The organism is Methyloglobulus morosus KoM1, from assembly GCF_000496735.2.
Taxonomy (GTDB): domain Bacteria; phylum Pseudomonadota; class Gammaproteobacteria; order Methylococcales; family Methylomonadaceae; genus Methyloglobulus; species Methyloglobulus morosus.
The window spans coordinates 1-12,900 of the sequence record NZ_AYLO01000011.1 but is presented as its reverse complement, the minus strand read 5'-3'; the positions used below and the strand labels follow the sequence as shown (position 1 = coordinate 12,900).

At 49.6% G+C, this 12,900-nt stretch carries 24 protein-coding genes and 1 pseudogene; 14 read left to right on the top strand and 11 right to left on the bottom strand.

Features of this window, described 5'->3' with window-relative positions:
* Positions 1-102: 102 nt before the first annotated feature.
* From MGMO_RS01820 to MGMO_RS01805, 5 genes are all read left to right on the top strand, one after another.
* Positions 103-423, top strand: coding sequence for a hypothetical protein (locus MGMO_RS01820; RefSeq protein ID WP_023493307.1), 321 nt, complete (start codon positions 103-105; stop codon positions 421-423).
* A 44-nt stretch (positions 424-467) separates the two neighbouring features.
* Positions 468-632 (top strand): hypothetical protein, encoded by a 165-nt coding sequence (locus MGMO_RS20225; protein WP_023493306.1) that lies wholly within the window; start codon positions 468-470, stop codon positions 630-632.
* Positions 632-1,255: a glutathione S-transferase family protein gene (locus MGMO_RS01815; RefSeq protein ID WP_023493305.1), complete on the top strand. Its 624-nt coding sequence runs from the start codon at positions 632-634 to the stop codon at positions 1,253-1,255. Before MGMO_RS20225 ends, MGMO_RS01815 begins: the two co-directional genes overlap by 1 nt.
* A 63-nt stretch (positions 1,256-1,318) precedes the next feature.
* Positions 1,319-1,591 (top strand): hypothetical protein, encoded by a 273-nt coding sequence (locus MGMO_RS01810; RefSeq protein WP_023493304.1) that lies wholly within the window; start codon positions 1,319-1,321, stop codon positions 1,589-1,591.
* 266 nt (positions 1,592-1,857) lie between these two features.
* Positions 1,858-2,394 (top strand): DnaJ domain-containing protein, encoded by a 537-nt coding sequence (locus MGMO_RS01805; RefSeq protein WP_023493303.1) that lies wholly within the window; start codon positions 1,858-1,860, stop codon positions 2,392-2,394.
* 246 nt (positions 2,395-2,640) lie between these two features.
* Here the strand turns inward: MGMO_RS01805 and trxA are convergent, their stop codons facing one another.
* From trxA to MGMO_RS20220, 4 genes are all read right to left on the bottom strand, one after another.
* Complete coding sequence (gene trxA / locus MGMO_RS01800) at positions 2,641-3,003, bottom strand: thioredoxin (protein ID WP_023493302.1); 363 nt, start codon at positions 3,001-3,003, stop codon at positions 2,641-2,643.
* Positions 3,004-3,043: 40 nt separating this feature from the next.
* A complete protein-coding gene (locus tag MGMO_RS01795) occupies positions 3,044-3,352 on the bottom strand; it encodes a hypothetical protein (protein WP_023493301.1) in 309 nt (102 codons plus the stop codon).
* A 270-nt stretch (positions 3,353-3,622) separates the two neighbouring features.
* Positions 3,623-3,865 carry a hypothetical protein gene (locus MGMO_RS01790; protein ID WP_023493300.1) on the bottom strand — a complete coding sequence of 81 codons (243 nt, stop codon included), beginning with the start codon at positions 3,863-3,865 and terminating at the stop codon, positions 3,623-3,625.
* A gap of 138 nt (positions 3,866-4,003) precedes the next feature.
* Positions 4,004-4,186, bottom strand: a complete 183-nt coding sequence (locus MGMO_RS20220; RefSeq protein WP_023493299.1) for a hypothetical protein — start codon at positions 4,184-4,186, stop codon at positions 4,004-4,006.
* 484 nt (positions 4,187-4,670) lie between these two features.
* Here MGMO_RS20220 and MGMO_RS01780 point away from each other — a divergent pair, with 484 nt between their 5' ends.
* The 4 genes from MGMO_RS01780 to MGMO_RS01765 all read left to right on the top strand — a co-directional run bounded on the left by MGMO_RS01780 (position 4,671) and on the right by MGMO_RS01765 (position 7,162).
* Positions 4,671-4,997, top strand: coding sequence for a hypothetical protein (locus MGMO_RS01780; RefSeq protein WP_152976271.1), 327 nt, complete (start codon positions 4,671-4,673; stop codon positions 4,995-4,997).
* A 281-nt stretch (positions 4,998-5,278) separates the two neighbouring features.
* The gene (locus MGMO_RS01775; protein ID WP_023493297.1) at positions 5,279-6,046 is read left to right on the top strand and encodes a dienelactone hydrolase family protein; all 768 of its coding nucleotides are present in this window, start codon (positions 5,279-5,281) and stop codon (positions 6,044-6,046) included.
* Between the two features lie 142 nt (positions 6,047-6,188).
* The gene (locus MGMO_RS01770; RefSeq protein WP_023493296.1) at positions 6,189-6,500 is read left to right on the top strand and encodes a hypothetical protein; all 312 of its coding nucleotides are present in this window, start codon (positions 6,189-6,191) and stop codon (positions 6,498-6,500) included.
* Between the two features lie 362 nt (positions 6,501-6,862).
* Positions 6,863-7,162 (top strand): hypothetical protein, encoded by a 300-nt coding sequence (locus MGMO_RS01765; RefSeq protein ID WP_023493295.1) that lies wholly within the window; start codon positions 6,863-6,865, stop codon positions 7,160-7,162.
* A gap of 225 nt (positions 7,163-7,387) precedes the next feature.
* Here MGMO_RS01765 and MGMO_RS01760 read toward each other — a convergent pair whose 3' ends face one another.
* Positions 7,388-7,702, bottom strand: a complete 315-nt coding sequence (locus tag MGMO_RS01760; protein WP_023493294.1) for a Rieske (2Fe-2S) protein — start codon at positions 7,700-7,702, stop codon at positions 7,388-7,390.
* A 124-nt stretch (positions 7,703-7,826) separates the two neighbouring features.
* Positions 7,827-8,108: a DUF6156 family protein gene (locus MGMO_RS01755; RefSeq protein WP_023493293.1), complete on the bottom strand. Its 282-nt coding sequence runs from the start codon at positions 8,106-8,108 to the stop codon at positions 7,827-7,829.
* Between the two features lie 193 nt (positions 8,109-8,301).
* On the opposite strand from MGMO_RS01755, the gene MGMO_RS01750 reads away from it, so the two are divergent.
* From MGMO_RS01750 to MGMO_RS01730, 5 genes are all read left to right on the top strand, one after another.
* A complete protein-coding gene (locus tag MGMO_RS01750) occupies positions 8,302-8,646 on the top strand; it encodes a Rieske 2Fe-2S domain-containing protein (RefSeq protein WP_321163107.1) in 345 nt (114 codons plus the stop codon).
* 39 nt (positions 8,647-8,685) lie between these two features.
* Positions 8,686-8,925 (top strand): hypothetical protein, encoded by a 240-nt coding sequence (locus MGMO_RS01745; RefSeq protein ID WP_023493291.1) that lies wholly within the window; start codon positions 8,686-8,688, stop codon positions 8,923-8,925.
* An 18-nt stretch (positions 8,926-8,943) separates the two neighbouring features.
* Entirely contained in the window at positions 8,944-9,285 is a 342-nt protein-coding gene (locus tag MGMO_RS01740) for a ribonuclease HepT family protein (protein WP_023493290.1), read from the top strand.
* Positions 9,282-10,874 carry a protein adenylyltransferase SelO gene (locus MGMO_RS01735; protein WP_023493289.1) on the top strand — a complete coding sequence of 531 codons (1,593 nt, stop codon included), beginning with the start codon at positions 9,282-9,284 and terminating at the stop codon, positions 10,872-10,874. The genes MGMO_RS01740 and MGMO_RS01735 overlap by 4 nt, the downstream gene beginning before the upstream one ends.
* Positions 10,875-10,942: 68 nt before the next feature.
* Positions 10,943-11,221: a hypothetical protein gene (locus tag MGMO_RS01730; protein ID WP_023493288.1), complete on the top strand. Its 279-nt coding sequence runs from the start codon at positions 10,943-10,945 to the stop codon at positions 11,219-11,221.
* A gap of 74 nt (positions 11,222-11,295) precedes the next feature.
* Here MGMO_RS01730 and MGMO_RS01725 read toward each other — a convergent pair whose 3' ends face one another.
* From MGMO_RS01725 to MGMO_RS21015, 5 genes and pseudogenes are all read right to left on the bottom strand, one after another.
* Positions 11,296-11,610, bottom strand: a complete 315-nt coding sequence (locus MGMO_RS01725) for a hypothetical protein (protein ID WP_023493287.1) — start codon at positions 11,608-11,610, stop codon at positions 11,296-11,298.
* A gap of 9 nt (positions 11,611-11,619) precedes the next feature.
* Positions 11,620-11,898: an oxidative damage protection protein gene (locus tag MGMO_RS01720; protein WP_023493286.1), complete on the bottom strand. Its 279-nt coding sequence runs from the start codon at positions 11,896-11,898 to the stop codon at positions 11,620-11,622.
* Between the two features lie 13 nt (positions 11,899-11,911).
* Positions 11,912-12,235, bottom strand: coding sequence for a Grx4 family monothiol glutaredoxin (gene grxD / locus MGMO_RS01715; RefSeq protein ID WP_023493285.1), 324 nt, complete (start codon positions 12,233-12,235; stop codon positions 11,912-11,914).
* A gap of 54 nt (positions 12,236-12,289) precedes the next feature.
* A complete protein-coding gene (locus MGMO_RS20450; RefSeq protein WP_036306512.1) occupies positions 12,290-12,481 on the bottom strand; it encodes a hypothetical protein in 192 nt (63 codons plus the stop codon).
* Positions 12,482-12,486: 5 nt separating this feature from the next.
* Positions 12,487-12,567 (bottom strand): annotated as a pseudogene (locus MGMO_RS21015) (FmdB family zinc ribbon protein); the annotation flags it as partial.
* Positions 12,568-12,900 lie beyond the last annotated feature (333 nt).

Here is a 12,900-nt window from a genome sequence, read left to right as displayed (position 1 = left end):
TTGCATATCGAAATGTTAAACTGCTTGTGCGCCTAATCCGCCCTACGACCCTTATATTGCTATTGGTTAAAACAAGTTTCAACACCTATTGCGGAGGAAAACATGACGACTGTGTTCAGTTTTGAAGGAAAACATAGTGACCTGGTTTCAGAAAAGGAGATCATTGCTGGCGTTATAGCCGCCAAGGAAGTCTTCGCCAAAAACCAGGTCGACCCTTTTGCTTGTCAGGCGGCAAAAGACAAGATAGAACGCGACGAACTGTTGACTAAGGAAGAAGCCTTGTTGTTCTTGGTTTGGGATGAGGCGGAGGACGCGGCCTTCCGCGCCATTACCCTGGGCTGGTTGATAAGGGGTGACACCGAAATCAACTTGGTGGTTAGCGCGGAAGCCGATGTTGCGGTTTCGCTTGCGGCTGCTGGTTAACGGGTTGTGCTTATGCAAGCGATGATTGCCGAATTCCTTAACCAATGACCGTCGAACAACTCATCGAGGCTTTACAAAAAATGCCCAACCGGGCGGTGGTGCTGTTTGAAAGTGATGTCGGCTATTCGCTGGTTGCCGGTGTCAATCTGGAAACCAACGACAACGGCCTGCCGGATGAAGTCATCCTTTATCCCGACATGAACGAATAATGCCAGCCATGAAATTCTATATGACCCCCGGTTCGTGTACCACAGGCATCCATATTCTGCTGGAAGAGATCGATATTCCTTTTGAAGCCTATATCCTCAATTTACCGGCCGGAGACCAATATAAGCCGGATTATTTAGCCGTCAACCCAAAATCTAGCATTCCCACCTTGGTCCGTAATGATGGCGCGGCGTTGACCGAGTTTCAGGCCATCGCCTGGTGGCTGGCACGGAGCTACCCCAAGGCAAAATTATTGCCAGATAATTTAGAAGGCGAAGTAAAGGCGCTTGAACTGATGGACTATGTCGTCGGCACGCTGCACATGCAAGGCTTCGCACGGATATTTGCCACCTATAATTTTACGGCGGGCGGTGCGGACGAGGAGCGGGTTAGGGCACAAGGCAAACAAATCGTCGAAAAAGGTTTCATCGTCATCAATACCCAATTGCCGGACAAAGGCTATGCCCTCGGCGAGTTTTCAATCGCCGATGCCGCCTTATTCTATGTCGAGTTTTGGGCGGCTAAGCTTAACATGTCCATGCCGCCGAACTGCCGCGCCCATTACCAGCTTATGTTGGAGCGTCCGGTGGTGCAGCGCGTGTTGAGGGAAGAGGGGTATCGGTGAATATTCACGGGTACATGATAGCTAACGGGTTAATGGCGGAATTCCGCAGGATGGAGACAAACGATGACAGAAAATATCCAAGCACTTTTTAAATTGGTTGCAGAAGGTGAGGAATTCGAACTTTCGGCAAACGATAGCAACACGGAATATCTGCTACGCAACAAAGAGGATGCCAGCACAGCCCATTTGGAAGGGGATGATGCCGAGGCTTTCAGCCAAGAGTACAGCACTATCAAGACCCAATTCCCCGACTACAGCGCCGACCAGATGTTGGCACAGCTTTGGGATCAGGGCGGTTATAGCTGGATGGCGTTAGCCGATGAGGATGAAGCTTAACGGGGCAGGATTTAGCTAAAGTTTTTGGTTTTTCGTAGGTACGCAGGGCGCTTGCACCGTTTAGGTCTACCTTTTGTATTGCGTCAATTGTGGTAGATAAGGACGATGCACGGTTATCGCAGAAGGCGTTGGATAATATGTTAATTAACACGAACGTAAGCGTTATTGATACCAGAGAATCAACATAAAACGTTTCCGCTTAAAAAGCAGGCTTTTGTATATTTCAACTCGCATCCCCGTGACCGCGAAGCACCCAAGGACAGCTCATGCATGACAGCCCGGCACCTACAGATAAAGAGGAATGGGTCATTTGGAACGGCACTTCCGGTTTTCTCATGATGGCGACGATTGGCCGGGTCGAGGTCGGCACGGGCAGCAGAATTGCCTGGATGGATCCGCCCTTCGAGATGTTGGGCCCGTTTAACCTCGACGAGCTCGAGACACACGGTCGGATTGCCTTCGCTGCGTGTACCATCCTGTCGCGGCAGAGATGGCAAGACGAGCAAATGGAATTGCGTCGGGAGTCCTACGAAGCCCGCCGTGCTGCGCAGGAGCGACTGGACGAGCAATATGCACGCTTCAACGGAGGCCGGAGACGACGGCGGACGCATCGCCAGCAAATCGACGAGCGGCGACACCGCGAGACATTGAACCTGCCTATTGACGGGAAGCTTGAGATAACCCAGATCAAAAAAGCTTATCGGCGGCTCGCCCAGAAGGCACATCCCGACACCGGTGGCAGCCACGAAGAGTTTCTTCGAATTACGCAAGCGCGCAACGCGCTGCTCGAGTGCCTTTCGTAATTAATGTGCTGGATGCGAGAGACGTACGATTAGCGTAGCATAACCGCGTACGCGTGGGTTTAGTTGATGGTATTCCTCCGATTACGCTATCGCTGATCGGAGCTACGAAGGCTAAGGCGCCATGCTATTATTCTCCGTAAGTTGGGGTGAACTTGTAAACCCCCAACAAAATGATTGCCCTTATCGTTGGGGTTCGTTCCTTACCCCACCCTTGTCCTTACGAGTCGCCCCTTCCTGCCTAGGGGCTTAAGCGTCCTGTGCAGCTATCTCGGCACGGATGATTTCCATGTCCAGCTCACGGGCATGCTCGATCACTTTGTCCAGGGAACTGGCGGGCAGCGCGCCGGATTCGCGCACTACCACGATCTTTTCCCGCACAACCATCAAGGTGGGGACCGAACGGATGTCGAAGACCTTGGACAATTGTTGCTGGGCATCCGTATCGATCTTCCCGAACACAATGTCCGGGTATTTTTCGGCAGCCGCCTCGAATATGGGTGCGAAGCCACGGCACGGCCCACACCAAGTAGCCCAAAAATCCAAAACGACGATGGGGTTTTCTTCAATAAACTGGTTGAACGTGCTGTCGGTCACTTCGACGATGTCCATGTTTTACCTCTGTAAGATTAGGCGACAAGTCGCCACCGTTTCAGATATAAACGAACTGTCCCTGTTCCAGGGCGGGATAATTCTTCCGTAAGGCATTGGCTATGGTTCCGACCAATTGCTTGTCGCTTGCAGCGGAAGCCCCGACATAATCGGTACCCTGTTGCCATAACTCGAAGTAACAATGCAAATGGGTGTCATAATCAGCGCCCGTGGGGTTGGCAGTCTTGTCCTGCAAACTCACCATTCCCTCCTTATCCACTTCCAAACGCCAATCACGGTCATCCTTGACCGATGACAGCAAAGCCGCCACATGGGTGTCAGACCATTCCTGTTTCATGTCGAAAGCCATAAACACTCCTAATGTAAGTTAAAAAATCCTTGACCCAACGTGATCGGGACATTATCTCGCTATCCGCGAATATCCACCTTTCCATGCTATTCTCAATAGGCATGAGATACGCTTTTCTCTGCTATCCAGCACGTATATGGAGTGTGCCCAAGGGCATAAAAGGAACGAATCCCCAAGGAATTCTGCTCGTCGATTTGCCGCCCCAAGACGGTATATGGCAACTAACCAACAGAACTCGTATGGTCAAAGAATACGGCGCTAACGATCCGCTTACCACTCGTTCTTCATACCCCAAGGCACAGAGCCGTCAACCAAAGGCGCTTTTATGCCTTTTTTCTCCATATCTTCCAAGGTTTTGTAATACGTTGCTTCATGCATCAGCGTGCCGTTTGACGTGTACAAGGCAACATAACGGGCTGCAGTATCCACATCTACTACGAGATCGCCGCCGGCATCTTCCGTGCGGCGCGCGTTACCGTTCCAATCCACAAAAAAGCCGGGTGCTACCGCCATACTGTAATCCTCTATTGGGCAATGGGTTTTTAAGTTACTCGTAGACGGATTATGTTAACCCGTCATTGACGTATTGCCGACGATAACGCTTTAAGGCTATACCAAAACAAAAGCTGTGACCGGCTGGTGCAAAAAACATCAGTCCGATAAGCCCCAAGTCGTTTTGCCGGGTGATGGAACGCCGGGGATACGGAAAAATGACCCAGGAAAACGGTCATCCGGCTCTACAGGAACCGACCGCTGCCCTAGTTTCGCTGGCAACGTACCCGATACTTCAGTTGTGCTTAAAACTTCGCCTTGATAATCATAATCAAATGCCATGACACACCTCCGCTAAAACATGAAAAAACTTACTCAACAGTCAGCCATAACAAGCGGACAACATTTCGTCCGAATTTTTGGCCTTAATAAATAACTAGCAATTTGTTTGCCAACCAATGGTACAGCCAAATTAGCAGGGTTTTGAGGATAAATGGCGGGTTGCTGACAAAACACCTTCTACTAAAGCAAAAGAATTGTCGCAATACTGACAACTATTGTGGGATTGCTTTCTTAAGCTTATTTAGTTCGTGGGTTGGCCTGAATGGAATGAAGCCCAATAAAGGCCATTAGATAGGCTTATAGGATGCTGCCGAATGGCAAGGCGCACTCATACCGGTCACTTGTAGCCTTCATGGTATAAATGTCTCTGGGTATCGTTTGCGTGCACTCGTTTCCTCGACAGACGAACGTTTGCGAAGGCAAGCTTAAGTCACTACAAGGCACGAAATTTGTAAGCCATTAAATTTTGCAATAATGGAGATCAATGATGCCTGAATTACGCTTACCGGCGAAGTGTTTCGCCACGCCGGAAGACGAAGACGTATTTTTTACCCAACTGCCTCCGGTAACCATGGCTTACCCGGATATCTACGAATACGTTATCGATATTGAAGACGAGCTAGTGACTGAGGATGCGTTGTGTGTCTTACTGGAATTATTTCGTCGCTATGATGCCCCGCTAGGTCAATTCGCGGTTTTTGAAACCGTCGCTAACCGAGGATGGTTTCGTGACCCTGAAGCGTGGTGGTATGAGGCTGTGTTCGGTAGTGCCAAACAGCAAAGCGGCCTGCCGGCGACGCTAGTACATTAACGCTGAGACTTGCGGCTATTGAAAGGTAGCGGACAGAACAGCGACATTATTGTCTGGAACCGTACATATTTGTTGACAATATGACACGGGAATTTATGTGGTTTTACGTTGTGCGCGATTCAGTTGGTTTCCCTTAGCCTCTGTTCGGAGCGCGTAAAATAATGGTTACTGGGGTATTTACAGGCATTTGTCGGTAGCTGTTAAGGTCTTGGCATTGAACTTGCCATAGCCGAGTATAAGTGATCCCGGTAATCCAGCCGTCCTTGATATTGAGTAGTGCCATGATTGAAATTACAGCGGCCGACGGCCATATCTTTTCGGCTTATAAAGCCGATCCTGCCGACTCCCCTAAAGGCGTGGTTGTGATCCTACAGGAAGTCTTCGGCGTCAACGCGCACATCCGCAAATTAGCTGACGCGTTTGCAGCACAAGGGTTTTTAGGGATTGCGCCGAGTCTTTTTGATCGTGCGGAAAAAGCTGTGGAACTTGGATACGACGAAGCAGCCATTGCCAAGGGCCTACAATTGACGAAAACGCTTGGCGAGAGCCCATTCTTTGATATTCAAGCCACCATCAATACCTTCCGTGAGATTGGTAAAGTTGCCCTCGTTGGTTTCGATTGGGGCGGATTCCTGGCCTACCATGCTGCCAACCGCCTGCAAGGTGTAGCCACAGTAGTTTCCTATTACGGATGCGGGATCGTCAACGATGCGTCGCAACGGCGGAAGATTCCCGCGCTGCTGCACTTTGGCACGCTTGACCCATACATTCCCGTGGACCAGGTCACCGCTTTTCGCATGTCGCGCCCCGACCTCCACATTTGCACCTATGCGGCTGGCCACCACTTCGCCTGTGAAGACCGTGGCACCTACAATGCCGCAGCGACACAGAAGGCCTGGGAATCCACGCTACAGCACGTAACCCATATTCTGGAAGGGCCGCCGGTCGTCACGCTCAAGAACCAGGGTGCGTATGCTGCTGTCTCGGCTGGAAAAGAGAAAAAGAAGAAACCTGCAACGGTAGACGACGATATGGGGCCTCCGATGTGAGCCTTACGGGCAATTGGTAGCGCACAGATTAATTGGCAGCGCACACATTGCCTATTCTTATCAGGCCCTGTGGACACAAATATTTTCGCCCATTCGATATAAGCCGAACGGCGGTCTACCACTACTTAAAGGAGTTAAATCAATGCCGTTGAATTTTACAAGCTTGTTTCCCGCCCGCCAGTGGTTCGATATGAACGTGCCTGATTGGCTCAAGGAGCGGGTTGCATCGCTCGTCCAAACTCTGGGCGAAGACCACAAAGACCTCACATTATTCAAAGACATGCTTTCAGGCGGGAAGCTTACCGAGGAACTTATACATAACACTCATGTATTGGCAAGTTCTACCCAGCAACGCGACATCTTTCTCCTTGCTGTCGATATTGCCCATCATGCTTGCACAATAATGCAAGCCATTGCTTTGATAGTGCCGATTAATAAACCCACGAGCGCTTAATCGCACACTTGCTTTACCCAACGAGGCCCAGTCTCGTTGTCTTCGTGGTGATTGTATTTGCATACGCACCGTTTGAACCTGCGACTCTTGAGCAATGGGCGCGAGAATAGCGCAATCCACACTCGTGCAGCCCCGAAGCCATGGGCATGCATCACCTAGTTTTTGCATTGCGACTTTATCATTTTTTTGCTTAACATTTATCTGCCGCCAACGCCCAAACAAAGTTGGTTTCCGCATAAATTTACCGCTAATAGTTTTTTCCTTAAAATTCGTAGGGTATTTTCTCTTTTCTTAATTTATGTAATAATATCAATGTTGTAATTACGTTATTTCTACACATAAAATCAGAGGAGACAATAAGAATGGTACGCGAGTTTGAATTTAAGGGCGAAATCTTCCGGGCAACTTGGCACGGCATTGCGGGGCATGAAGAGGTGTTTATCCTGCACATTGATAAGAACGATGAGGAAGGCGAAGAGGCTTCCATTGACCGTATGACAGAGGAGAATGACACCAGCGCTCCTTTGGAAGATATTTTGGTCATGTTATGCGAACGCATCATGCCTGAAATCGAAGGTCATGACCCCGCTGTTCCTTTCTCTTGGCGTGAAGGCAAGACAGTATTCAATGTCCATAACGGCCTTCAGGCGGTCGGCCACTAGCTTAGAGAAATTGGCAGTTTTGTAGGTTGGGTTAGACGCGCACGGCAACCATAGGTTAATCAACTGCTGACTTATGGGCGCGTCGTAACCCAACGTTCGGAGGTTGAATTACCGTCCAATGTTGGGTTACGGCGCACCTTAACATTAATGTCATATTGGCAAAATTTGACTTGTGCGCCTAACCCAACCTAAGCTACTCAGGGTGACGGCCTCCCCAATAACCCCTCACTTGCTGATTACATCCACCTGCACCATGCCGTCCTGGATGCGGAGCGGATATTCCTGCAATGCCCACCCTTCAGGTTGCAGGCTTTTTCCAGTACGTCCGTCAAACACCCAGCCGTGGGCGGTGCAGTAGAGTATCCTGCCATTGAAATCGCCGCGCCCTAGCGACACGCCTTCATGTGGGCAGGCGGCTTTGTACGCCTTCGGCTCGCCGCCGTCCGGCCACATAATGATAATTTCCTTATCGCCTGCTACGCAGGGTACGAGTTCGCCTTCATAGATAAGGCTTTGTTTGCACACATCGATATAAGCCATAAAAATTTCCTTTAAAAAGCGGCTTCTGAAAATGCCTGGGTGTCATTTTTTACCCCGAATGGCGCTTAATAAAAGCAAGCAAAGGCCGTGCCGGATTTGGCGGGTTAAAAAACAGCCTGGAAAATTAATCGAATGCCATGGCCGTGACTTCGCCTTCCGCGTCGATAATTTCGGCATGCTTCAACCTGCCGTCGCTTTGGTAGGTATAGCGATGTTCCATTTCAATTTCGCTGTACACGATTTTTTGCAGCTTAACCAAGTGGTCTTGGTCGTCGAAATAACCGCGAAAATAAGTGTTGCGGTTTTCAAGCTGTGAGGCATCCAATTCGTTGAGCAATCTCAACGGTAGTTTTACCCCGCTATAGGTCACAAAATACCGGCATGTGCCGGATGGTTCTTCTGCCATTGTCTCACCCGTTTCCTGATACTAATTTCATAAAATTTTCTCACACAATCAAGGTAATAGCTATGTCGGAAAGCCTACAATTGTTGCCTACAAAACTAACATAAACGTAGGTTATTTAAGCTAAGGCAATGATTTTTAGCTTGTTATAAATAGGCATCATTATTGCTTAAACTTTATTAATTAATTTTTTAAGATGAGGCAAAATGAGATGTTTACGAAGGCCTGTGAATTGAGTGAAATTAAAGAAGGTAAGTATGATGTTGCGGCAGTCAATCGCGTTCTCATCCTGATTGTCTGGCCAACCGGTAGCCAGCCCCGTGCCTTTCAAGGAATGTGCCCTCATGACAACGAACCGCTGGCGGATGCCTTTTTTGACGGCAAGACGGTAACCTGCCGCCACCATGACTGGGCATTTAATGGCGACACTGGCGCGTGCATAAAAGGCAAGCCTTGTACGCTGGCGGAATATCCCCTGAAAATCGAGGGCGATGATATTTTGGTGGACACCGATGGGATTACGCCCAATCGTGTAGCTTAACCGACAAAAACTGCCGACTCTGCAAGAAGGAGTTTTGTCATGAAAATTACCACGATCCTGGTCGATGAAACTCCCAAGGCTGTTGTGAAACCGGTGGATACCAAGGATTTAAGGCGTTTTCTCAAGAATGGTAATACTTATCTTACCGCCGGAAATGCCGAGGCCACGATAACCCATCGGGAAGCCGATGATTCGGAAAGTGATCGCTGGAACTCGGCGTTTCGATTGCACAGGGCCTGGGGCGGCGATGAAGATGCATTTTTTGGGATTCCACTGTAATTGGAAAATTAGGGCGCGATGACTGGGATGCTATTGTTGAAGATTGAAGAAGCGGGTGTTGCGGTGTTGACGCTGATAGAAGGTATTGATGAAAGCGAATTTTCCAGGTCTCGGCTAACCCGGCAGGAGGTTTGTCGGCAGATTGACAGCCTTGGCTTGGCGGCGTTAGGCATGTCTCCAGCAACCCGTGCGGCTTTGCCGGAAATAGACTGGAAGACATGGCTGGCAATGGCGGAATATGCTGCCAAAGACAATCAGCAATTGTGGTGGGTTATCTCTGAACTTGTGCCTGCGACGTTGATGTGGTTGCGGGTCTATCGTAACCAGCAGCCTGAACTATTTGCCGCTATCGCCATATGATGAATTTTGACGGATTAGCCCGTATGCCCGAAACCTTGTCGCGTACCGGCAGCGACCAGGGGGCTTATATTTCTACCCCGGAGAGCGTTCCTCAAGACAGCCAGCGTTACTTGCTCAATGCCTTGCCGTTCGACAACTCGTTTGCTAGGCTGCCAACAAATTTTTACCGTCGTTCGCGTCCGCAAGGAATGCCGGAGCCTTATGTGGTCGCTGTAAGCGACTCTGCCGCCGATTTGCTGCACCTTGACATTAAGGAATTTGAATGCCACGAATTTGCCGACTATTTTTCCGGCAACGCCTTGCTGCCTGGCTGTGAGCCGCTTGCAGCCGTCTATTCTGGCCACCAGTTTGGTGATTGGGTAGGACAGCTTGGCGATGGCCGTGCCCATTTGCTGGGAGAAGTGAAGACAGCCAATGGCGCTTGTGAAATCCAGCTTAAAGGCTCAGGCCAAACCCCTTATGCACGCGGTTTTGACGGCCGGGCGGTATTGCGTTCGTCGATCAGGGAGTTCCTCTGCTCGGAAGCGATGGCTGCACTGGGTGTCCCCACGACGCGAGCCTTATGCGTTATCGGATCGGATTTGCCGGTGCAGCGGGAAAGCTTTGAGACGGCGGCGGTCGTTACCCGGCTGGCGCCGAGTTTTGTCCGCTTCGGTTCGTTCCAACATTGGAGTTCACTCGATAAAGAAAACGAGCTCAAACAACTCGCGGATTATGTCATCGACCGCTTTTTGCCTTCCCTGCGTGACAATGCCAACCCTTATCAGGCGCTGTTGTGCGATATCGCTAGCCGAACCGGCGAACTGATTGCGCATTGGCAGGCGGTCGGGTTCATGCACGGGGTCATGAACACCGACAATATGTCCGTGCTTGGCTTAACGCTGGATTATGGGCCGTTCGGTTTTATGGAGGCATTCGATGCCGGGCATGTCTGTAATCATTCCGACCGCTTTGGCCGTTATGCTTACCGGGCACAGCCACGGGTTGCCAAATGGAACCTTTATGCCTTGGGTGATGCCCTGGTCACCTTGATCGGGCATCCTGATATTGCCAAGTCTATTGTCGATGAACATTACGACCATACCTATCAGGCAACCTTCAAACGCTTGATGCAGGCAAAGCTCGGGCTACTGGATGGTAGGCCCGATGATGACGATTTTATCGAGCAAACCTTTGGTTTGCTGCAAGCTCACCGTCCTGATTATTCCTTGTTCTTTCGGCTTTTGAGCCGGCTTTCTGGTCGTGTCGTAGATAACGAAAGCACCAGAACGGATGCACCGGTGCGCGATCTTTTTCTGGATAGGGAAGCGTGCGATGCCTGGTTGAAATTATGGCGCATGCGTTTACGCGCGGAACAATCGGATGACCATACGCGCCAAGCGGCAATGTTGGCGGCCAATCCAAAATACATTTTACGTAATTGGCTTGCCGAAGCCGCCATCCGTAAGGCGCAAGCCAAAGATTTTTCCGGCGTTAATGAGGTGTTGCAATGCTTGCGACAACCTTATGACGAACATTCCGGTTTTGAACGCTACGCCGCATTGCCGCCAGATTGGGCCAATGGGCTTGCGGTGAGTTGTTCCAGTTAAGGGGTTGGGCGTTGCTATTGAAAATGCCTATCTCTATTTTTGTTTGTTATTAATCTTGGAGAGAAATTATGGATACTTATGAAAACATCAAAACCGGTATGGTGCTGTGCGACGGTGAACGCAAAGGCGGCTATGCTTTTACTTGCCGGGGTCAGGTCTATACCTGCAAGGGTTGCGGCAACACGGGTTGCAGACAGGCGAAGGAGGATGCATGCAGCAAACAGGCGTTCTCGGTTACATTCCAATGCCTAAGTTGCGGTGCGATTGGGCAACAGGAAACAGCAACACTGGATTACACCCAGACGCAAGCGTGGTTAAATCCTAGCGAAGACGCCCACGCGGGATAACACCCGTTCCAACGGCCTACGTGGTATAAAGCCGCGTAGGCCTAAAAATAATATTTTAATATTGGCTGATAGAGCTACTCGTCTATCCTTAACCGCAGCAAATCCTTGGTCGCCGTCCGCATCCGTTCACTGATCCCGTCTGGGCTAGAGCCATAAGCGTCGTTGGCGGCATCGAGGGCAGCTTTGGCGATTGCCGCCTCTTCTTCCGTCAATGGCAAGCGTCCCGCCATATACCGGGCCTCCGGCATGGCCGCTAATATTGCGCGTACGTTTGGGTGTTCACTTAGATGGACCAGTTTCTCGCATTCCTTTTTACCCGCAAGGCAAATAGCGCGCCCGATCACTTCGACCTTGCGGCCGTCTTCTGTCGTCTTAATATAAGTGGTCATGATAATACCCTATTGATGTGGTTTTGGCGGGACGTAGCCTTCAGGCATCACAGAACCATCCCCGAATAGGTATTTTTCCATCTCGCTGAGGAGAAACTGTTTGGCTTTTGGCTCAAACATCGATAAACGGTACTCATTCACCAACATCGTCTGGTGTTGCAGCCATTGCTGCCAAGCGTCTTTGGAGATGCTTTCATAAATGCGCTGTCCTAACACGCCTGGGTAAGGGACACGTTCCAGTCCCGACAATTCTTTGCCCAGTTTTACGCAATGGATCATCCGTGTCATGATATGAGCCTCCTTAATGAACTTTGTTGGCGGCTGTTTGCAGCATCTTTTGCAATTGGCCGTCCTGATGCAGCTCGATCAAAATATCGCAACCACCCACGAGTTCGTTGTTAACAAATAACTGAGGGAATGTCGGCCAGTTTGAATAACTGGGCAACGTTTGGCGGATTGCAGGATTTGCCAACACGTCGACAGTGGCAAACTCAATACCGCAATCCCTTAAAATCTGTGCCGCTGTCTTTGAAAAACCGCATTGAGGCGCTTGTGGCGTACCTTTCATAAACAATATGATGGGGTTTGCTGCGATAGTTTGCTGTAAATCTTCCAATATGCCCATAAAATTTTTCCTTTTGGTTGCGATAAAATAGAGTATTTCAAGTACTGCCAGTGTTTAGAAAATGTCGGCAAAAGCAATCTGTATGCGCATGTTCAATGACTTCTTTTTACAGGCTGTCCGGTTGCCTAATAGTTGCTCAAATGTCCCTCTTTTGCAGCCTGCTTCCTTGCCTTGGCGATTATATCGGCTGATTTCCCGGGTGCTGCTGGTGCCGAAACCAGTTTTTCCATCTGCTGACTGCCGCATGCAGGACAGGTTGGCGTAGTGTTGCCCCTAATCAATAGTTCGGACGTATTGTTGCAAGCTATGCAACGATAGTCATAAATTGGCATGATTCCTCCGGTCATTCATTTTTGCACATAACACTCAAAGATATTTGCGAAAGCCTAATTTTCTGGCAATCCTGAATAAGTCCTACTGCGGGCTCAGGACGAATGGTAGTGGGTTAACTCCATTCGTAACAATTTTGCTGACTTATGGATGCTATTAACTTGTCCGGGCTTTCATTTGTAGAGATACAATAATTAAGCAATATTTATGCCTAGAATGGGGTGTGTATATGGGGCTGTCAAAGGCCTTGGCGACCAAGCTTTTCACGTAAGAAGACTTTTTTTGGATTTGGTTTTTGACACATAGTGGGAACGGTTTGTCTTGTTCCCGACATT